We start from the raw sequence: 20,383 nt of genomic DNA, 5'->3' as shown, positions 1-20,383 counted from the left end.
TCCTAAGATTTTTAACCTTTTTTCGCTTATGCTTCTTGCTGATGAATCCATGTTCGCTTGCGGTATTGCGACGGGGACAGCCCGGTATTCTCCTTGAACCAAATGCCGAAATAGTGCGGATCGACGAACCCGACGCTGCCTGCGACTTCCTTCACTTTGTTGTTCGTATCCGACAGCTGCCGCTTGGCCTCCTCCAACCGGACGGTGCCCACGTACTCGACAAAGCCGACGCCCACTTCCTTCTTGAACAACTGGCTGAAATAATTCGCGGTCAAGCCGAGCTGGCGGGCCATATAGTCGACGCTCAGCTCCGGGTCGTGATAGCGGCTGAGGATCATCTCGATCGAACGGATGACGTTCGTGCTCTTCGCCTTGTGTCGGCTCGGAGCCGCTTCGAAATGCTCGGCCAGGAGGCGCAGGAAATCCCGGCAATTCCGCTCGAGCGGCTCGGCGGCGAGGCGGGCGTCCAGGTTGCGGAACCAATCGTGAGCCGTAGTATCGCCCAGGCTGCCGTACTTCATGCTTTGCTTGTAGACGTAGTGATACATGGCCGCGAGGAACGTTGTGAGGATGTGCGGCGCCAGGTGGTTCGCCTTCGCGAATTCCATCAGCTCCTGCATGACCGCCTCACATTGGGCATAGTCGCCTTCGTCAATATAGAACACGAGCCGGTTCTCGAACGACTCCGGATACTGCGTCTCCTGCGCATCGCCGGTCCGGTATACCGTCACGTCATCGTCCATCCGGTCCCGCACCGTATACTTCATGAGCGTTTTCGCTTCCTCATATGACGTCTTGACGAAGTTCATATCGTCGTACGCATTTCCGACGAAGGCGTAGGCGTTCAACCCCAGCTCACGCAGACGGGACAGGAGCGCGTCCAGCGTCTCAATCGCCATGTCCGTCGGGCCGTTGAAGATCAGGCAATATTGGTTGGCGGACAGCGATGCCGACAGCACGGTGCGGCCCAGCTCGAGGTTCCCGGGCATTGCGCTCCCCGGCTCCGGCTCCAGCTTCAACAGCAGCGCCTCCGCTTCGGACACTGCCTGCTCCGGGGGCGAGCCATGCATATACAGGAGCGCCACCTGGAACCGGCTGTGCGCGAACCGGAAATCCAGCTTCCGCTCATAATCCTTTAGCTCCTGAGCATCCATATTGCGCTCGAGCAGCGAGCGGATGAACTTCTCCCGCAGCAGAGGCACGCCCTCCCGGATCTTGTCGATCATGTTGTTGTAGGCGACGCCCAGGAAGCCGAATTCGTCCTTGTACTGGGCCTGGAACTTCGCCATCAGGTTCCCCCGCTCCACGTCGCGGATCAGCTTCACCATTTTGCGGATCGGCATGGAGATGGTGCGGGCGATCATGGTGGAGACGATGAGCATGATCAGGAGGGAGAGCCCCGAGAATAGGATCCAGAGCATGTTGACCCGGCCGAGATCCTTCAACAGCACGTCCGTCTTCACCGCATTCATGAACACCCAGTTCGTGAGCGGGTACTTGGTGTAGGCCACCATATAGGAAGCGCCTTCATAACCGTAAGTAATGTAGCCTTTGTCCCCCGGCAGCCGGCGGGTGTCGATCTGCTTGGCGATGCCGCTGTCGTTGCCTCCGGTCGTGTAAGCGTTGCCGTTCGTGTCGACGACGCCGCTCACCCCTTCGGATATGTTGGAGGACGCCAGGAACGTATCGAAAATTTGAGGCGAGACGGCGACGACCAGATAGCCGAGCAAGGACAAATCCGTCTTGTTGTAGATCGCCTTGAACAGCAGCACCGACATCTCGTTGCCCTTCCACTTGACGAAGGACCAGTAAGGAGCGCCGCCCGATTTTTGGGCCAGGTCATACCAGCCTTGCTTGACGAAATTCTCGCTCGTGAGGTAGCTCGGGGCCATCGCCATGCTGACGTTCGTATCGAACACGTTCTGGTAACGGTCGACGAGATAAATGCCGCTGATGTTATAGACGTTGTCCCACATCTGCCGAATTTGCGCGAACACCTCGGTATAGGCGCGGATCCGTTCTTCGCCGCTCAACAGATTCATGTTGCTCATGAGCCGCTCCTGCACGACCGGGCTGTAGATGAGCAGCTGGGACGCCTTCTCGATGCTCTTCAAGTAGCTGTCCAAGCTGCCGGCGTACGTCTCGATCCGCTGCTGGATCATGCCGCCCTCCCGCTGCACGATCATGTTGCGGATGAAGGTGGAGGACAGGAGCGCGAAGGTGATGAGCGTAACCAGCGCCACGAATGCGAAGCTCAGCCATAGCTTCTTGACGAGCTTCAGGTTATGGAACCCGACGATAAGCCTGTTCATGGGACTCGTACCCCCCTTTTGTCAATTATCGTTCCGAGTGCCCCATTCTCCGGCTCAATTGCGCGGCGCTGCTGCGGACGACAAGGCTCAGCTCCTGCAGCTTGGCTTCCGAGATGCCGAACCCGCTGACGCTGATCGCCGCCACCACTTCGCCTCGTTTGCCGATCACCGGCGCCGAGACGCATTGCGCCCCGATCTGGGCTTCCTCGCGGTCTACGGCGTAGCCGACCCGCCGGACCTCCTCGAGCTCCCGAAGGAACTCCTCCAGCGAGCCGATCGTATGCGGCGTCACCTTCTCGAACGGGCAGTCCTTCAGAATCTCCCGGACTTGGGACTCGGGCAGCCAAGCGGTGAGGCTCTTGCCGAGGCCGGTGTTGTAGATGACCCTTCGCTGTCCGACCGCGCCGAACAAATACTGCTGATGGTCCGGCTCTACGTTAATCAAGTACAGGACACTGTCCCGGTCCAGGATGGCCAGGTGGGCGAGGTACCCGGTCTGTCGTACGAGCTCGGCCAGCACCTTCTTCCCTTCCACGGTCAGATCCGTGGAGTTCGTGTACACCGAGCCCAGCTCGAACGCCGTAGGGCCGATGAGGTAGCGGTCCGAATCCTTCAGCTGCTCGACGAACCCGTGGTCCTTCAGCGTGAGGAGGAAGCGATGCACCGCGCTCCGGTTCAGGCCAAGCATGCGGGCGATCTCGCTGACGCCGAGGGCGCGCTTCTCGAGGATGAAGCATTTGAGGATTTGCAGCGTACGATCCACCGATTGGATTTTGTAGTAGGGGGATTCCTTGTCGGAGAGTTCTTGCCGATCGATCATTCCGCTATCACTCCGTTTCCATTCGTTAGTCTCACATATATACAAAATATATCACAATATAACACTACGTAACATATAACGTGACAAAAAAGTTGTGACCTGCATATTCGTTGCACCTGAATCCAGATCGTTTCATCTCTCCGGAATCTGGTGTATTAGTTCCTAGCTGGACCCTTGGTCGCTGCTGTGATCGAAGTGGAGTCCAACCCAAATCTAGTATCTAAGGAGGCAGGTATCATGAAAAGAACCATGAAAAAAACGATTCAGTTGCTCATCGCCAGCATGGCCGGATTCGCACTGACCGCCCAAATCGCCTGGGCCGACGTGAACCCGGCGCCGGAGCAGGAGAAACCGGCCGTGGTAGTCGAGTCGTATCAAAGCTATAAGAACGAGCTAGGTACGACGATGGTGCCGCTCCGTGTCGTTGCCGAAGCTTTAGGCTTCCAGCTCACCTGGAACGATGAGACCCATTCCGTGAATTTGGTGAAAGGCGATCGCTTTACTACCGTGTATGAAGACAAGGACGCCTACTTCTACAACAGCATGGAGCCGGTGTCGCTGAATGGGGCGGCTACGAATGGGGGCGGGACGATGTATGTGCCCTTAGCGTTCTTCCGGGAGATCCTGCAGGCGACGGCAGTCGTCGATTCGCTTGGTGCGATCGCGTTCCGCTAAAAAAATAAGCCGCCCTCGGGGGCGGCTCTTCTCCGTATTCAACCCTTAAGCTGGCTCCACATGGTCACCATATCAATCCAGCCGCGGTGTACGGCAATCTTGCCATCCACGACGCGATATTGGCGATAGAGCGTGACGTCGATCTTTTTCCCCGTAGGGGCGTTGCCGAAAAAAACACCCTGATGCGTGCCGCGCACCGTCATGCGTACAAGCACCTTGTCGCCTTGGGCGAAAATGTCTTCCACCGTGTACCGTTTGTCGGGGAAGGCATCCAAGATTTTGCCGGCGAACTGCTTCAGCCCTTCCTTGGACTGATACGCGAGCTCTTGATAATCGGCGGACAAGTAGCGATCCACGCTGTCCATATCGCCCCCATTCCAAAAGGCCTCGATAAATGCCGTCACCGTGTCCGTGTTTTGCTTCTCTAATGTAGTCATCTCTTACACCTCTCCTTTTCGTTAAGCATTGGATCCGGTCTGAATTTGGGGCAAAAGCGTTCCGGTATCGAACCAGCCGCGATGCTCGGCAACCCGGCCGTCGAGGAGACGGAATTCGCGGAATTGGGTAATCCGAACGGCGCGGCCTGTGGGCGGATTACCCGCAAATGTACCCGAATGCGTACCTGTGATCACGATCCGGGCCGCGACCTTGTCCCCTTGCACCAGAAGATCTTCCACTTCGCAGCGCCGATCGGTAAAGGCTTCCCGAAGCTGGCTAACGAAAAATTGTTCCGTAACCTCCAGCTCTCCCTGATTCCACAAGGCTTCGATAAACGCGCTGACCGCGTGTGTATGTTGTTCCAGGGTATTCATCGCAAACATCTCCTTTTTTTCATAAACGTTACTATAAAGTCACATGTTGATCAAAAAATAACCGGTCCTAACCGTCACTTAACTGCCGCGACGTTTACGGCTAGCACCTTTGTCAGTTCCACCAAGCTGCTGACCACGTCCTGCACCCTGCTTCTCACTCCCTCATCCGAAGGAGCACCGTCGGAACCGAATGAATTGGACCCATAGCCGATCGAAATCCATGCGGGACAGTTAATCCCGTGCAAATTGCGCACGATGGTTTGCAGATGCGTCAGCGAGCTGACTCCCAGCGGACCGCCGGCGGAGCTCACGGAGAGCACCGGCTTGCCTTCGACTTGGCTTCCGTTCAAGTAATCCAATGCATTCTTCAGCGCACCCGACACGGATCCATGGTATTCGGGAGTTGCGAAGATCAGTCCATCCGCTTCCGCAACTGCTCGCTGCAAAGTCAGGACGTTCGGATGAAGGCGCTCGGCATCGGGCGAATACAGCGGCAGCGGAAGCTCCAGCAAATCGATCAGCTCGACCGAAACTTGATTAGTCGTCAAAACTCGTTCGATATACCGAAGAAGGTTCGTGCTTGCCGCGTCTTTGCGGTTGCTGCCTGCAATCAGAGTTATTTTCATAAAAAACATCCTCTCGTTCATAATGGGGTATGGATCGTCTGGCATCACGCTCCTGCATGCCGCCGGCTGACAAACAGGGTGGGATGTGATAATATGTGACTATATTGTCACTCGTGATGCTTTTATCATACGTTACTATATGGTAACATGTCAACAGCCAACAACGAATGATCTGCTCTGTCGTTTTCTAAGGAGGTGTAACGAGTGGACAACGACATCTTCAAGGCGCTCGCCGACCCGAGCCGCCGTACGCTGTTGGACCTGCTGCAGGCGTCGGACGGGCGTTCGCTGAACGAGCTGTGCACGCCTTTGAATATGTCCAGGTTTGGCGTCATGAAGCATTTGAATGTGCTGGAGGCAGCCGGCCTGATTACGACGAGGAAGGTCGGGCGGGAGAAGCTGCATTACCTGAACGCCGCGCCTATCCGCCAAATCTACGAACGATGGGTGAGCAAATACGCCGAGCCTTGGGCGATCGCATTAACATCCTTACAAAACGAACTGGAGCGTGAAACGAATATGGAGAATAAACCGCGGCATGTAAACCGAATCGCCATTAAAGCGACACCTGAGCAAGTGTGGCAAACCCTCACGGATCCGGCCAAAACTTCGAAGTTTTGGTTCAACTGTTCCGTCCGATCGACATGGGAAATCGGTTCGCCTTTCGAGCTCTGGAGCGGAGAAGGGGAAAAGCGAGTGGAAGGACGCATTCTCGAGTTGAACCGTCCCCATAAGCTGGTGTTGATGTGGCGGTTTCTTACGATTCCGGATGCGGCGGACGATGCCAATTCCCGGATTACTTGGGAGATTGAGCCTCATGCCGAGCTCCCTGGCGTGACCCTCGTAACGGTCGTACATGACGAGTTCGAACGAGCGGCCCGTACGGCGCAAATTCTGGAGAACGGGGTGCCGATCATCCTCTCCGGCCTGAAAACGTTGCTGGAAACCGGATCGACGCTGGCCGGCGAATAACTTAAAGGGGCTCTCCTATTCCTGGAGAGCCCCCTTTAAGTTCAGTACGTACCTTGACTTAGTCAAGCGGGAAAGCAAGCGGATTCCACTCGCGGAGCACCAGCGTCCGGGAGCCGTTCACTACAACCGGATCGGCCTCCGCCAGCTGACGGGCTTCTGCCTCCGTCTCGGTCTTGTACAGCACCATGCCGCCCTGCTTATCCGTGTACGGGCCGGCCATGACGACTTTGCCTTCCTTGAACAGCCGATTCAAATAGTCCAAATGCGCAGGTCTTGCCTGAGCGTTCAATTCCGGATCGACGATAGTCAACATTGCCACGTAGATCATTCGATTCCCACTCCTCACCTTGTTTTTCCGGACCCACGGTTGTACGCATACCCGACATTATTGAATATACCGCTCCGGCAACAAGGAAGGCAAACCTTATTTTCCCCTCCGGTACACCCGCTTCGTCCGGCTTGCCAGCATGGTCAATACGTGCTGGGGGATCGTGCCGATATAGGCGGAGGCTTCGTCGAGCGTAATCCGTTCTTTCGGCGGCCCGCCGATGAACGTAACCGGAGTTCCGGGCGGGAAGTAGCGGGGGAGTCGCAGCATCAATTGATCCATGCACACATTGCCGACGATCGGGACTCGTTCTCCATCTACCGCCAGGCAGAATCCACGGAAATCTCTGGAGACTCCGTCCGCATAGCCTAGGGGAATGGTGGCAATCCATTCGTCCCTAGGTGCCGTGTACGACTGGTCATAGCCAAGCGTCTGGCCGCGTTCGAGCCGCTTCACGTGCAAGATACTCGTATGGAAAGCAAGGGCCGGCTGCAAGTCCACGGGATCCCGGTCTCGGACTTCCGGGTCCCGGGTATCGATCCCGTACAATGCCGCTCCGACTCGCACCATATCGAGGCTATGCTCTGGATAATGCAGCGCGGCGGCACTATTGGAGCCATGCTCCAAAACGCCGTGGAAGCCCGATTCCCGGACCCACTGCCGCATCTCGCCGAACCGATCCCACTGCATCAGATGCGGTGTCGGATCCGTCCGATTGGCAGACGCGTAATGGGTGTAGATACCCTCTACGAGAATATCGTCCGCCCAGAGGAGCGGGACCATCTCCTCGTATTCCCTCTTGTCGCGGATGCCCAGGCGGCCCATCCCGGTATCCATCTTCACATGCACTCGCAGCGGTTCGCGCAATGTCTTGTACGGCCGCATGAGCTCCAGCCAGGATTTTTGGAAGACCGGCACGGCAATGTCATAGCGGACCGCGACATCGACCAGCTCAGGCAGAGGTGGGGTCAGCGCCAGGACCGGAGCGGCAATGCCGTGCTTGCGCAGCCGGACCGCTTCCTCCAGGTTCGTGACGGCCAGCCCGTCCGCACCGGCGCGCAGCGCCGCTAATGCCGTCTGGACGGCTCCATGTCCATATCCGTCGGCTTTCACGACGGCCATGAATCGGCACCCGTCCGGCACTCGATCGCGGATCGTCCGTACATTCCGTTCGATCGCCTGCAGGTCGACCTCGATCCATGTATGAAGCCGTTCCGGACGGAGCGTCAGCATAGGCGCACCTCCTGCTGGAGCGCCTCTACGATCCGTTCCATCCGAAGCGACCGAGATCCCTTCACCAGCACGAGGACGTCGGCCTCGGTCAAGCTCTCCAATCGGGCGATCGCTTCCTCCGGATGGCGGCAATGGACGACGCTTCCCGGCGGGAAACGGGATTCGGCTTCTTGTGCGATGAGCGCGGCCATCGGGCCGAGCGTCAGGAGCAGCTCGATCCGGCCCGCGTCCAGCTCTCTCCCGATCTCGCGGTGCAGTTCAGCCGCCTCCTCGCCCAGCTCCGCCATCTCCCCGAGTACAGCTGCGGTACGCCGTCCCTGGCCGAGCGTATACAACGTCTGCAGCGCCGCACGCAAACTCGTCGGGTTGGATTTGTAGGCATCGTTCAGGACGGTGAGGCGGCCTATCGTGATACGTTCCTGACGCATCCCGGTTGCTTCCACTTGCCGCAACCCGGCCTGAATGCGGTCGTAGGGGATGCCGAAATACCTCGCCACAGCGATGGCGCCCAAGGCATTGACCGCCTGATGCCGGCCCAGCATCGAGAGGTGCAATCGGGGACACCAAGGATCGGAGAGTGTGAAGCTGGTACCGTCGATCGTCTCGCTGCACGAGGTGAGATGCCAAGGGTGATGGGCCTCCTCGCCGAAGGAGGTTGACCGGAACCCGGACAAGGCATGCTCCTCCAGCAAGCCGGTCAGCCGGGGATTGTCGGCGTTGTATACGAACAATCCGCCCGGCTTCAACCCTTGCAGGATCTCGGCCTTCGCCTGCGCAATCTTATCGCGGGAGCGCAAGTCGCCCAAGTGGACTTCGCTCACGCTGGTGATGATCGCCGCGTCAGGCTGAGCGAGACGGGACAGGCTCTCGATCTCGCCAAGGCCCGACATGCCCATCTCCACGACCGCCATCTCGGTATCCTCGTCCAATTGCAGCAAGGTGAGCGGCACGCCGATGTGATTGTTCAAGTTGCCTTGCGTCTTCTGGGTGATATACGTCGTCCCTAGTAGGGACGCCAACATATCCTTGGTGGACGTTTTCCCATTGCTGCCGGTGATGCCGACAACCTTCACCCGCAGCTGCCTGCGGTAAACCGCGGCTAATTCCTGAAGGGCTGCGAGCGTGTCCTCCACGTACAGCAGCGGGACGCCCTCCGGCGGGTCAGCCTCACCGCGGTTCCAGAGGGAGGCGGCCGCTCCGCGCTCGATCGCCTCGCGGACATAGTCGTGCCCGTTGAACCGGGGCCCGATCAAAGGAATGAACAGGCTGCCCGGCCCGATGCTCCGAGTATCGGTCGACACTCCCGTGACCGGAAGTCCCTCATGACCGGCGTCGAGGGAGGAGTGCCGGATCATGACGGCGATCTGGCCCAGTGTGCGCCGGATCATATCGCCTCCCTCCCGTATCGGATCGACTGCTTATGCTGATGCCGCTCAAGCGCGAGTCCGATCAGCCGCTCGATCAGCTGCGGATACGTCGTACCGTCCGTCCGCTCCCAGAGGGCGGGAAACATGCTGATCTTCGTAAAGCCCGGCATCGTATTCACTTCGTTCAAAAACACTTCATCCCGGTCGGTCACGAAGAAGTCCACCCGCATCAGGCCGGCGCCGTCCAGCACTTGAAACGCCTTCAGGGCGTAATCCCGCAGCTGCTCGTGTACGCGGTCCGTCCCCTGCGCCGGGATACGCTGCACCAGGTTGCCGCTCATGTACTTTCGTTCGTAGTCGAAAAACTCCGGCTCCTTCTCGAATTCGCCCGCCACCGAGCAGACCGGGTGCTCGTTCCCGAGAACGGCCACCTGCAGCTCGCGGCCGAGCACTTCCCGCTCCACGACCAGCTTCCGGTCGTAGGCGAAGGCGGCGTGCACGGCATCCCGCAGCCCCGGCCGATCTGCGCAACGGCTGATGCCGATGCTCGAGCCCAGATTGGCCGGCTTGACGTAGCATGGATAGCCGAGCTCCTCTTCGATGCGGGCGACGATGGCGTCGGGGGCTTCGGCCCATTCGTGCCGCAGCACGGTCATGTAGGCCGCTTGCGGAATGCCGGCCTCGGCCAGCAAGCGTTTGGCCGCCGCTTTGTCCATCCCGACGGCCGAGGCCAGGACGCCGCTCCCGACGTAGGGCACATTGAGCAGCTCCAGCAAGCCCTGCAGCGTCCCGTCCTCTCCGTTCGTCCCGTGAATGACGGGAAATGCGACGCAGGGCTGTTCCGAGGCGAAATACCGGATCAGCAGTCCGCCCATCCCTGTCGCCACATCCCCACCGGTACATTTGATGCGCAATAGCTCGTAATGGTCGATTTGTCGTTCCACCCGGCCGTAGCTGCTCCAGACGCCTTGCGGCGAGATATAGATCGGGTGGATGTCGTACTTGGCTTTGTCCACGGCGTTAATGACCGTTTGGGCGGTTTTCAAGGAGACGTCATGCTCCGCCGATTTGCCGCCATAAATGACATATAGGTTCGTTTTCATCGTTCTCCTCCACCTGGTGTTGATGATCGCCGCTTGTCTAACTGGCACTATCATAACAACCAGTTGTTCAGATTCCCGAAAAAAAACCTAAAGAAATCTGAAGAAATCATGAAGGAAGGTTATTCCGAACCCTGTAATAAATTCTAGAACGCATACCTCCAAAGATCGTTGTCGTTCGAGAAATAAATATTACCGAATTCATCTTGCGCGAAATGAGTCGGATCGATGCCAGCAGGGGTGGGGATGGTGGTAACCGCGTAAGTATCCTTATCGATCACGAACAAATTGGAGCCGATGTTGCCGTATACATGATCTCCCTTGCCGATTTCCATGAAAGCATCCGCAGATACGAAGGAAGCCTGGGTGATCGTATAGTTGATCGGATACTTCTGGCCTAGATTGGTGATGGCATTCGTGACCGGATCGTAGCGCATCAGATAGCCTTCCGCCCAAAACAGCACTTTGCCTTTCGTATCCACGGTTACGCCCGTTATCGCCTGAATGTCGGAAGCGCCTACTCCAGGCAGCGTATACGTATTCGTCACGCCGGTAGCCACATTATAGCGGAAAAAGGTGGCTTGCTGCGTTGTCGGGGTGCTGCCGGCCCCGCCCCATACCGAAGTGCCGCCATAGACGTAGCCGTTCTGATAAGCCAGGCTGATGATGCTCTGGTTGGGGACGATATTCCGATGCGTGCTGTGCGTATTCGCGGCCACATTGTAAATGGTGAGCGCCCCGCCCAACTGCCCGTAGTCTGGAACGGTTCCCATATATACGTTGCCGTCTCCCGCAGCCAACCCGAACGGACGATCCTGCTGATCGGCCGCCAAGTCGAACAACTGGGTCTTTACACCTGTAACCGGATCATATTGAACCAGCTTACCGCCAGGGTAAATGCCTTGATACAGTTTATCGCCGTAGGTAATCATGTTCTCCGCTTGGCCAAAGCCGGTCAAGGTCTGGGTCAAATCGCTGCGAAGCGGAGAATATCGGCCAAGCCCCCCGGTCAAATACCCCGAAGAGTATATTTTGCCGTCCGGTCCTGCGGCAACGCTTCTTATGGACGTCGGAGTATCCGGGAAATTGAGCACCGACTCAGAGGTGGCTCCAGTCTGGATGTTATACTTCAGCATCGTCATGCTGCCGCCCTTCTTGCCCAGAGTAACAACGGTGGAACCGGGCCAATTCGTCTGATCCGTCAGCTGGACGATCCCGATCTCCGGCGGATTGTACCCTACGGACACACCCAGGGACGTACTGGTCTTCGTGGCAAGGTTGTACTCATACAACACGGCATTGGCCGTATAGTACACTTTGCCGTTCACCGCAGGGGAAACGCCGAGAGAGTGCACGGCCGGAATCTCTGCGTCCACCGTCACGGTCGGAGCCGCCGACCCGTTATGCACGACGTTCAGCACGAGCATCTTGCTGCTGCGTGCGAGTCCCGCGAATACTTTGCCGCCGGTTACATCCAGGGTATAGAGGAACTCGTCGCTCGCATAACTTGCCGGCAGAATATCGTACCGGTTCCCGGAGTTGTTGTCGAAGTAGACCAGTCGGGCTCCTACCCCTGCGCCTAGATAGGTCTTATTGTTCGCGATATCGTGAGCGATGCTGCGCACATATGTTCTTGTTATTCCGTCAAAAATCGGGTTGCTGGCCTGAATTTCAAAGAATCCGCCCACACTGTCCCATTTGAAAAACTTGGCATGATTCGCCGTTCCCCCATATACTTTGCCTCCCGCGCCGGGAGTAAGCGAAAAGATATGGGACTCGCCCAAAGCAACGCCCAGATCCACGGCACTCGTATTTCCTGGCGTGTATTGATACAGCTTCCCTGTGTTTACGGCTCCGACATAAATTTTGCCGTCCGTTGCCGTCGTAGCCGCCCAGGAAACGCCGGACCCGTTAAGTGGGATGCTTCCCGTAACCGAACCGCCGTTAATATCGACCACCACGAGCTTCGCCGGCCAGGTGACCGGGTCGGAAGTAGAGCCGTCCGCAACCGCGTAGATGACGTCTTGATTAGACGCATTTTTCCCGAAGGTGGCAGAATGAATGCCCGCTTCGCCGTATACCTGCGAGCCCAAATTCGAAAAATCGGCGGTTAGAAAAATATCATCCCAATACACGGTCCCTGTATTGAGCTTATTCGAGTAAACTAAAGCCGTCGCATAGGCGGCATTGGCCGGAGATAACGCCTTGACTTTCAGGTACGTCCATTCGTTTACCGGTGTACTTTTGGATACGAACGCGGTCGAAATATAATTTTGACTGCTGTCAAAAAAGCGGATGTACAGATCGGCCGCTCCGCTTTCGATGTACGCCCTGGCATAAATCATATAATACTTATTCGCCGATATGCCCACCATGGCGCTTTCCGCTCCGTATTGGACCGTTGTGCTCGTGTCTACGATTTTTACGCTGGATGTGCCGGTATATTTTTGGGTCGTACTGGCGGATGCCCCTCCGACCCCCCATGGCGTCCAGCTTGTGAGACCGCTTTCAAAACTGTAATTGGGAATTAACTCGTCCGCAGCGCTTGCGGAGTGGATGCCGAACAGACTTAGCAAAATCAGCAGGACAGTACTTACAAGACAAGCTTTTCTCTTCATAACTTTCCTCTCCCTTATCATGGATTAGGGACTGACTGAGCTGCGATCATGCTGAGACGATCCGGAACCGGTACGTAAGACTCCCCCTTTCCGAGCAAACGGTGATGATGAATCGGCTTACACGGTATATTGTAGGGCATTCCCGTTGATCATGATGGTCATAAGCCGTGACGGTACGGTCAAAAATTAAAAGCTGAACAATAAACCGTGAAAAATGAAAAAGAGCACCCAAGGGTGCCCTCTTCCATGCTGGAAATACTATTCAATCCGAATCCCGGAAAACCGGGCCAAGCTGTACAAGCTTGCCTCCGAAGAGTAGACGGCGATGCCGGCTCGAACGTTTCGGTCCATGTTCACGCTGATGCCGGATTGTCCCGGATTTCCGTTGATCGGGGTCCAGACACCGTCAAGGAGGTAATATCCGACGAAGCGGTTCCCGGTCTTGGCGAGCTTCAGCTCCGTCGGGAAGACGGTATAGTCGCCTTCGATCCGCTCCATTGCACCTCGCTCCGTCCGGGCAGACAGGACGATACGGCCTTGCGCATTTTGAGCCAAGTACACATAGGGAGCGTTCGGATCGGATACCGACCCGCCCCTGATCATGAGCCCAGCTTGACCGTCGCGCCCGGAGGACGCCTTGTATAGCGAGTAAACCGTACCAGTAACCGTGATCGGATTCGTCGTTGCATACTCCTGATACATAAAGACGAGATCATCGCCCGACTGTTCTTCCCCCAACCCGATCCCGGTCGCCTGAATGTCGAAGCCGTCATCCAGGGGGGTAATCAGCCCATAGGCAGAGCCGATAAACTCCGCTTTCCAAGGGGACGGCAGACCGTATACGCTCAGCTCATATAAGCCGGTTTCCACCTTGCCTTCCTTCGTGGTCACCGTAGCGGTTATGAGCGCGGTCCCTGTAGCGTGAGCGGTTACGAGCCCTTGGGCATTCACGGTTGCCACCGCCGGATCGCTGCTGGTGAACTGCTTCGACGTATTGTCCAACGGGTTGACGGTGCCGTCCGGATTCCAACCGACAACCGTCAATTGACCCGATTTTCCCACCAACAGCTTGGAAGGAGACAGCAGAAGCGACAACTCGCTGCCCGTTCGGGAATACACCTCGATCTCGGCGAACTGCATATGATAGTTGCCGTTCGGATCGCGGGTCAGATTCGTTCCCTCCACCTTCACATACCGCGCCTGTGTAGGAAGGAACTCATACCGGAGCATGCCGGCCGGCTTCGTCTCCTGATGACCGACGACCACAGTGGTCCAATGCAGATTGTCCTCGGAGAGTTGAATCGTGAAATCGGTCGGATAGCCGAGACCGGCATTCCGGCCGTCGGCCCTTGGGTACAGATCGACGGTGCTGACCTTATAGGCCGTGCCCAAGTCGATAGCGATCCACTCGGTATGATTGTTCTTGATCTCATTGTAGCTGGTCCAGCCGTTGGAGGCGGACGTCGAGGTGCGCAGTCCATCGACCGCCGCGCGCTTGAACCAGCCTGACCGGCCGTAATCGCTGGACGCGAGCACCGTCCGGTTCAAGGCCAGATTCGTATAAGGCCCTATGAGCGGCGGCTCCTGGGGCAGCTGCTGAGGCACCTGGTAGCGGAACCCCGGTGGAAGCGCGTAGAGCTTGCTCTCCCCCGGCGTGAATGCTGCGGTGAGCGTTCCATTCCGGGAGGAGTAGTTCGTCGCCAACTCGCTGCCGCTTACTTTCGAGACCTCTGTCACCCGCTCGATGGCGCGTTCCGGATCGAAGCGCAAGGTGATGTTCTGCGCCTCGGTTACGGAGTTGTTCGTGACCATCACATAGATTCTACCGGTCAAGGGGTCGACGTAGCGGGCAAACGTCAGATCGGCTTGGGCCTGAACGTCCTGAACGTCCTGAACGGGCTGGACGAAGAAATAGTCGGGCAGCGGATTGCCTCCGCTAGGAACACGCCCGACGTAGTACGTCTCCACCGGACTTCCACTCACCGCGGACGAGATGCGGGCGTCCATCGGTTGATCCCAAATTCGCGCTTTGTAGAAGGCGGTTCCCGTCGCTTTACGGGTCATGGCGGGATTGAAAAAATCGACCGTATCCGTGCACCATCCGTTTACCTTGCAATCGCCGGCCGGATCTTTATTGATATCCGGTTTCGTTTCAACCACTTGGCCGTTCGGCATGTTACCGACGGCTTTGACGAACGATCGGTCGATGCCGTCCGCAGGCGTCGTGAAGGTCTTGGCTGTTTTGTCATAAATGTATACGGCGGCATTCGTGCTGACCCACAGCTTGTCGGATTCGCCAGCAAAAGGGGTGATGTCGTGCCCCCAGGGGCTGGGGAGGATGCTTCTGCGGCTCGTCTCTTCGGTAAGCGTCGGATTCGCGGGCGTCCCGCCAACGACTAGGGCGGTCACGATATGCTCCTTCTTGACCGCATCGTAGCCGATCACCCAGAGCAGGCTGCTCTCCGAATCCCAATACGTCGCATGAGCGAAATCGAGATTAAACTGCGCATACGTATGGCTGTCCGGGCCTTGCGAAGCGGTGTAGACGCGAATCCACTTGCCGTCGCTCGCCGCCACGGCCACATTCCCGTCCGGCAGCAGCTCGATCGAGTGGGGGTTGCTGCCCGCGCCCAAGTCGGCGGCCCAGATGCGCGTGCCGGAAGGGTAGGCGGCGATCGTGCCCAGCTGTCCGGCCGTAGTGACGAGCACGTTGCCTTTCAGCTTGGCGTCGGTTGGTCCGTTCCAGAGACTTGCTTCTTTCTCGGAGTAGCCCAGTGCCGTCGTCGGCTTCCATGACCATTTCAACGCCTCGGGGCTGTTCCAGTCGGCCACGGTCGGATCATAGGCTTCGATCCGATTATTCGCTTGGTTCGTGGCGGCGATCCAGCAGCAGGCCGTATCCGCGGCTTCGGCGTTGCGGACGCCCGGAAGCCAGATCATGAAGCCGGTCAGTACAAGGATTGCGGCGGCCGCAAGAAACCAGCCTGTTTTACGCATAAATTCCTGCCTCCTTCGAATGAGAGAATGATCGACATTCTCTTTCATTCTAGCCCCCTGTCCGATGCGGTTTATATAGTAACTAATTGCGATTCCTTGCTCGATTTGGACTTCTTACTGTTAGCGATGCAACGAGTGGAAGACCCTAACCTCCCTCTCTTGGAGCGCGATGCCCCCGCTTTTGGCCCAGGAGATGCGAACCGGGAGAGCTATGTGTAATTCGATTTTGCCCACTTAGAGACGCAGCCGAAGCGTTTTTCGGGATGCAATTCGATTTTGCCTATTTAGAGCGCATTCTGACAGGGTAAGGGCTCCAAAAAACCGCTCCAATTCGTCAAAATCGAGTTAAAACTCGATCGAGAGCCAAGCTGCCCTCGCGCAATTCGGCGAGATCGAACTACAGCTAGCCATAAGCGCGATTTTAACCGAAAATCGAAGATTTTGGTGCAACCGTTGCAACTGCTACTTTCTCAACAGCCTGAGGTTTTCAGGTTGTTAGAAACGTACTGCTGGTTGTAAAGCCAAGTTTACAAATAAGCCGGGGAACTTCACTAATTTCGCGCCTTATTTGTAAGTTTTGCCTTACAAGATGGGGGCAAGAAGGCGATTCGCTGATCAGGCTCAGCCGTTTCGGTCAGGTGAAGGAATAAACCCGGAACAACCCCTAAATAGAAAGACCGCTGAACATCGGTTCAGCGGCCCTTCCCTCACAAATGGTCCTCGAGCCATTTGCACGTCGACTCCAGATCCTCCAGGCCCGACCAGTACAGCTTCAAGCGATTGCGGATCGTGCTAAGGTCCTCATGCTCCAGCCGAAGCTCGGAAAGTTGCGCATAAGTAGGGACGAGCTTCTCATACACGTCAAATGCCTCCGGCCGGTTGATGCGCTCCTCGCCCTTCCACTCCGCGGCCTTCCTCATGGCCGGAATACTTACCGTCGTCTGGCGGATGTGCAGCTGAGCTTGATAGGAAGTCAGAAATTGAACTAACGTGCGGGCCGCTTCTTTTTGCTTCGAATGTTTATGGACCGCAAGCCCGGTAATGAGCAAAAGCGTCTTGGACGTATGCAAACGTGGCAGCGGCGCGAGTGCGTAAGGGATCGCTTCATGCTTAAGCCGGTTCAGATTGAAGTAGGTCGTCATCATGATCGAGATGTTTTGCTGCAGGAACAGCTCTTCCGCATCCATATCGCTTTCCGCCAGAAAGGCAGGGAAGATGCCTTGGGTTTGGATCAACTCGAAGCTCTTCTGCAGCCCCTCCAGGAACGGCGTTCCGCAGATTCGGGCCTTGCCGGACGGGTCCCGCTCCAGCTTAAACCCGCTTTGAAGCAAAAAGATCGGCCACCGATGGTCGGAATGCGGGTAAAAATAAAACGGATATCGGTTATTGCGCCCTTTCAAAGACTCGGAATACTCGATGAGCTTGTCCCATGTCCAACTCTCGTCCGGCTGCGGAATGCCGCTTTCTCGAAAATGCTCGGGATTGTAGCAAAGAATTACCGGAGAAAAAATGAACGGCTGCACATACAGGGTCGAACCGATCGAAAAGGCGCGATGTAGAAAAGGGTATGTCTCCTCCGAAGGGACCACCTGCTCGAACTCGATGTCCGGCTCCTGGCCTCGGCCGCGAAACTGCTCGAAATTATGGTGATTGATCGTGATTACGTCCAGCAGGTCGTTGCTGAAGTAAGCTTTGACCGTCTCATAATAATTCTGGTAGATCAAGGGAATCGTCTGTACGCGAATGTTCGGATGCTGGGCGTGGAAGTCCATCAGCAGCTGCTCGAGCTCGGCTTCCCGGTACATGGAGGGATAGTAGCCGAACCTCAGCAGGGCGGGCTCCTCCGCTTCCCGGTAAATGACCCGGATGCCGACAGACGGCACTCTCTCGATTAACGATTCCGAGACGAGCTGGTCGAGCCCTTTTTGGACCGAGTTTTTACTCAGCTGATACTGCTCGGTTAATTCGTTCAAGGAAGGGAGATAAGCCCCATTCGGACGGAGGCCGCTGAGGATCTCCTCTCTGAGCCGGGTTACCAACTCCTCCATACGACGGCGAAACGAGCGACGACTTGGTTTTTCGGACAACTCCCCTTCCCCCCTTCCATCAGATGTTGCATCATGCCGGTTCCCTTGATCTTAGCAAAAATGGGAAGAGAACAACAAGATCGGAATCGCGTTTGAACCAACAATCAGTCGAACGTTTTTATGAAATTTTTTTGGTCCTTTGTAAACTTGTATCCACGTCGTTCATAGATCCTGTGAGCATTGACCCGACTTGGGTGGGATAACAGCTTAATACCCGAAAATCCATTGTTCTTGCCCCACTGTTCCAGGCAATCCATTAACAGGGTGCCTACACCTTGATTTCTATACTTTTCTTTAACTACGAATCCAAGCACGTTTACTAAGGGGTCCGAAAAAAGCAATTCATAGGGGCTCCCGTGGATGTAGCCGATTACCTCATTGTCTTGTTCACAAACAAAGACGATATCTTTTGTTTTCTTAGTAATGATTTCAATTTTCTCTTTAACTTTTTCTTCAGAAAATCCAGCTAGATTCGGGTTAAAGTCGATGTTTAGCAAATAAATATCTTGCCCATCCGTTACTTTAATTTCCCTCACTCTTCTTTCCGCCATTATGGGAACGCCTCCGTTCGATGTTAGCATATACGTTTCCTTGGCTTAGTGGCGTAATGAAACCTCATGACCTGTTACACGTAGTAAAAACTAAGCCAAAGGAGGAATGAAGAAAATGCTCAAGCATTTTTTCCAAAAACTGTTAGGTTCCGTCCGACACTCCAAGTATGGACGCCACCGCTACAGTTCCAGCGGACGGAAGCACCATTACGGTCACCGGAAATCGTCGGACCGAGGGTACGGACACAACAATCATGGCCACGGCTACTACAAAAATAAATATAAAAGCTCCAGCTGATTGTAAAAGCCACTGATCTAAAAAGCCGCATTTGCGGCTTTATTTATTTTCGCATCGATTCAGCCACTGGTCCAAATCCCGTATAAACTGTTGGGTATTCAAGTATGGAGGATCGATCTGAAGCAGTTTGCGAAGCATATGCCTGGTCATCGGAGATAGAGTCAGCTCGTCCATCCATCCTAAATGTTCACTTTCAAAAGTTGATGAATCATAGCCGGAATAAATCATAAAAAGAATAAAGTGGCCCACAGCAAATAAATCGTTTGAAGGCTCAGCAGTTCTACCTAGCATTGTCTCCTCATCCGATCTGAGTTCCCTGCGAATCGGCTCCCCCAACCGGTACGCTAAACCGAAATCAATGAGGTGGATCTGATCCCCGTCCATGATGACGTTCGGTATTCGGATATCGAGATGCACGAATCCTTGTTCGTGGACATAACTCACAATCTCCATCAATCTGCGTACGAAACAAAGCGCTTCTTTTTCAGAAAACACGGCCCCTCGCTCGAAGATCAAATCTTCCACCGTCTGTCCTTTCACGTGCTCAGTTACCATATACAACCGGTTCTGATATTCGAACGACGCTAAGAGTTTCTGAATAGAAGGATGCCGCAACCGCCCCAGAACGTCAATCTCCCGGTGCAACAATTCTCGGCTGACTGTTCCCTTGCTTGGCTTCGCTTGCTTTAGAACTACCTCTTGGCCGGAATCCATATCGAGACATATGTAGGTTAAGCCATAGCTGCCAACGCCAAGGAATCGTAGTATTCGGTATTTGTTAGCGATGAGGGTGCCTTCTCTTTTGGGATAGTCGATCCAAGCCTCGTATACCCCTTTCAAATACTCGAACAGACTCATGCGGCCTCCTGAATGCTAGTTTTTTTCAGTTTCCACAGCAAAACCCTGAATATTCCCGAGGCTTACTATATCCTGTTTCGTCATTCCTTTAGTATCAAGAATTAATTCTCCTGTTACCTGATAGTTAGCATTTGGGTTTAATAATTGATTGATTTGGAAGATGGTATCACCCGATAGTATGCGCGAGCGAAGCGAGTCAGGCAAATGCATTTTTACAACTTTAACATAGGTTTGTTCGGTACTATCATTCCAAATATTTGCTGTAAACGACAGTTTTTGCATATCAAGATTTGTTGCATTCTGACTCACCGAACCCATTCCACTATTCCAACTGCTAATGACAACACCCTTATGCTGTATTTCTGGTGACTGATGGTTTTGAAGCCACAATGCCCCGACAACCACTATCAGAAGTAGAATAATCAATCCAATCGGTTTCCTATTCGACATATAAATTCTCCTTATATAGAAGTCCCTTTAGAAGATCTCCGTACATTATAATTTCGCATTCATCATAACTGCTATTGATACTATTCCACCAGCCACTCATATCCTAATTCATACATAAATTTTCCCACACCATCCTGCCTGTTTCAACGAACAGCCCGGTAGCTTGAATAAAAAAGAGCAGATGCCGTAGCACGCTGCTCTCTGTTACATATTCTCAAGCTTATACCCTCAGTTGGCCAGTTCAAGCAGGAATGGATCTTTGTTCTGTATTCCAACTCA

The 20,383-nt window shown here is 55.2% G+C and carries 17 protein-coding genes; 2 read left to right on the top strand and 15 right to left on the bottom strand.

Annotation, left to right across the window (positions count from 1 at the left end; genetic code table 11):
* Nucleotides 1-26: 26 nt before the first annotated feature.
* Nucleotides 27-2,312, bottom strand: a complete 2,286-nt coding sequence (locus ACI5FR_RS29930; RefSeq protein ID WP_405461317.1) for a helix-turn-helix domain-containing protein — start codon at nt 2,310-2,312, stop codon at nt 27-29.
* A 25-nt stretch (nt 2,313-2,337) separates the two neighbouring features.
* Entirely contained in the window at nt 2,338-3,132 is a 795-nt protein-coding gene (locus ACI5FR_RS29925; protein ID WP_405461315.1) for an IclR family transcriptional regulator, read from the bottom strand.
* 237 nt (nt 3,133-3,369) lie between these two features.
* Between ACI5FR_RS29925 and ACI5FR_RS29920 the strand changes: the two genes are divergently transcribed.
* Nucleotides 3,370-3,807 (top strand): copper amine oxidase N-terminal domain-containing protein, encoded by a 438-nt coding sequence (locus tag ACI5FR_RS29920; protein WP_405461313.1) that lies wholly within the window; start codon nt 3,370-3,372, stop codon nt 3,805-3,807.
* Nucleotides 3,808-3,845: 38 nt separating this feature from the next.
* On the opposite strand, the gene ACI5FR_RS29915 is transcribed toward ACI5FR_RS29920, so the two are convergent.
* The 3 genes from ACI5FR_RS29915 to ACI5FR_RS29905 all read right to left on the bottom strand — a co-directional run bounded on the left by ACI5FR_RS29915 (nt 3,846) and on the right by ACI5FR_RS29905 (nt 5,245).
* Complete coding sequence (locus ACI5FR_RS29915) at nt 3,846-4,244, bottom strand: ester cyclase (protein WP_405461311.1); 399 nt, start codon at nt 4,242-4,244, stop codon at nt 3,846-3,848.
* Between the two features lie 21 nt (nt 4,245-4,265).
* Nucleotides 4,266-4,619 (bottom strand): ester cyclase, encoded by a 354-nt coding sequence (locus tag ACI5FR_RS29910; RefSeq protein WP_405461310.1) that lies wholly within the window; start codon nt 4,617-4,619, stop codon nt 4,266-4,268.
* A 74-nt stretch (nt 4,620-4,693) separates the two neighbouring features.
* Nucleotides 4,694-5,245 carry an NADPH-dependent FMN reductase gene (locus ACI5FR_RS29905; RefSeq protein WP_405461309.1) on the bottom strand — a complete coding sequence of 184 codons (552 nt, stop codon included), beginning with the start codon at nt 5,243-5,245 and terminating at the stop codon, nt 4,694-4,696.
* A 204-nt stretch (nt 5,246-5,449) separates the two neighbouring features.
* Between ACI5FR_RS29905 and ACI5FR_RS29900 the strand changes: the two genes are divergently transcribed.
* On the top strand, nt 5,450-6,217 hold the full coding sequence (locus ACI5FR_RS29900) for an ArsR/SmtB family transcription factor (protein ID WP_405461307.1): 768 nt from the start codon (nt 5,450-5,452) through the stop codon (nt 6,215-6,217).
* A gap of 58 nt (nt 6,218-6,275) precedes the next feature.
* Here the strand turns inward: ACI5FR_RS29900 and ACI5FR_RS29895 are convergent, their stop codons facing one another.
* The 10 genes from ACI5FR_RS29895 to ACI5FR_RS29850 all read right to left on the bottom strand — a co-directional run bounded on the left by ACI5FR_RS29895 (nt 6,276) and on the right by ACI5FR_RS29850 (nt 20,104).
* The gene (locus ACI5FR_RS29895) at nt 6,276-6,545 is read right to left on the bottom strand and encodes a YciI family protein (protein WP_405461306.1); all 270 of its coding nucleotides are present in this window, start codon (nt 6,543-6,545) and stop codon (nt 6,276-6,278) included.
* 96 nt (nt 6,546-6,641) lie between these two features.
* On the bottom strand, nt 6,642-7,778 hold the full coding sequence (gene alr, locus ACI5FR_RS29890; RefSeq protein ID WP_405461304.1) for an alanine racemase: 1,137 nt from the start codon (nt 7,776-7,778) through the stop codon (nt 6,642-6,644).
* A complete protein-coding gene (locus ACI5FR_RS29885) occupies nt 7,772-9,166 on the bottom strand; it encodes a UDP-N-acetylmuramoyl-tripeptide--D-alanyl-D-alanine ligase (RefSeq protein ID WP_405461302.1) in 1,395 nt (464 codons plus the stop codon). The genes alr and ACI5FR_RS29885 overlap by 7 nt, the downstream gene beginning before the upstream one ends.
* Complete coding sequence (locus ACI5FR_RS29880; RefSeq protein ID WP_405461300.1) at nt 9,163-10,248, bottom strand: D-alanine--D-alanine ligase; 1,086 nt, start codon at nt 10,246-10,248, stop codon at nt 9,163-9,165. Before ACI5FR_RS29880 ends, ACI5FR_RS29885 begins: the two co-directional genes overlap by 4 nt.
* A gap of 143 nt (nt 10,249-10,391) precedes the next feature.
* Nucleotides 10,392-12,863, bottom strand: a complete 2,472-nt coding sequence (locus tag ACI5FR_RS29875) for a carbohydrate binding domain-containing protein (RefSeq protein WP_405461298.1) — start codon at nt 12,861-12,863, stop codon at nt 10,392-10,394.
* 258 nt (nt 12,864-13,121) lie between these two features.
* On the bottom strand, nt 13,122-15,860 hold the full coding sequence (locus ACI5FR_RS29870; RefSeq protein WP_405461297.1) for a DUF6528 family protein: 2,739 nt from the start codon (nt 15,858-15,860) through the stop codon (nt 13,122-13,124).
* A 707-nt stretch (nt 15,861-16,567) separates the two neighbouring features.
* Entirely contained in the window at nt 16,568-17,947 is a 1,380-nt protein-coding gene (locus ACI5FR_RS29865; RefSeq protein ID WP_405461295.1) for an extracellular solute-binding protein, read from the bottom strand.
* 104 nt (nt 17,948-18,051) lie between these two features.
* Entirely contained in the window at nt 18,052-18,498 is a 447-nt protein-coding gene (locus ACI5FR_RS29860; protein ID WP_405461293.1) for a GNAT family N-acetyltransferase, read from the bottom strand.
* Nucleotides 18,499-18,835: 337 nt separating this feature from the next.
* A complete protein-coding gene (locus ACI5FR_RS29855; protein ID WP_405461291.1) occupies nt 18,836-19,654 on the bottom strand; it encodes a serine/threonine protein kinase in 819 nt (272 codons plus the stop codon).
* Between the two features lie 15 nt (nt 19,655-19,669).
* Nucleotides 19,670-20,104: a hypothetical protein gene (locus ACI5FR_RS29850; protein ID WP_405461289.1), complete on the bottom strand. Its 435-nt coding sequence runs from the start codon at nt 20,102-20,104 to the stop codon at nt 19,670-19,672.
* Nucleotides 20,105-20,383: the final 279 nt, after the last annotated feature.

Source organism: Paenibacillus sp. HJGM_3 (assembly GCF_045062745.1).
GTDB lineage: Bacteria > Bacillota > Bacilli > Paenibacillales > NBRC-103111 > Paenibacillus_AA.
The sequence above is the reverse complement of the archived record's forward strand: the minus strand, read 5'-3'. Positions and strand labels throughout refer to the sequence as shown.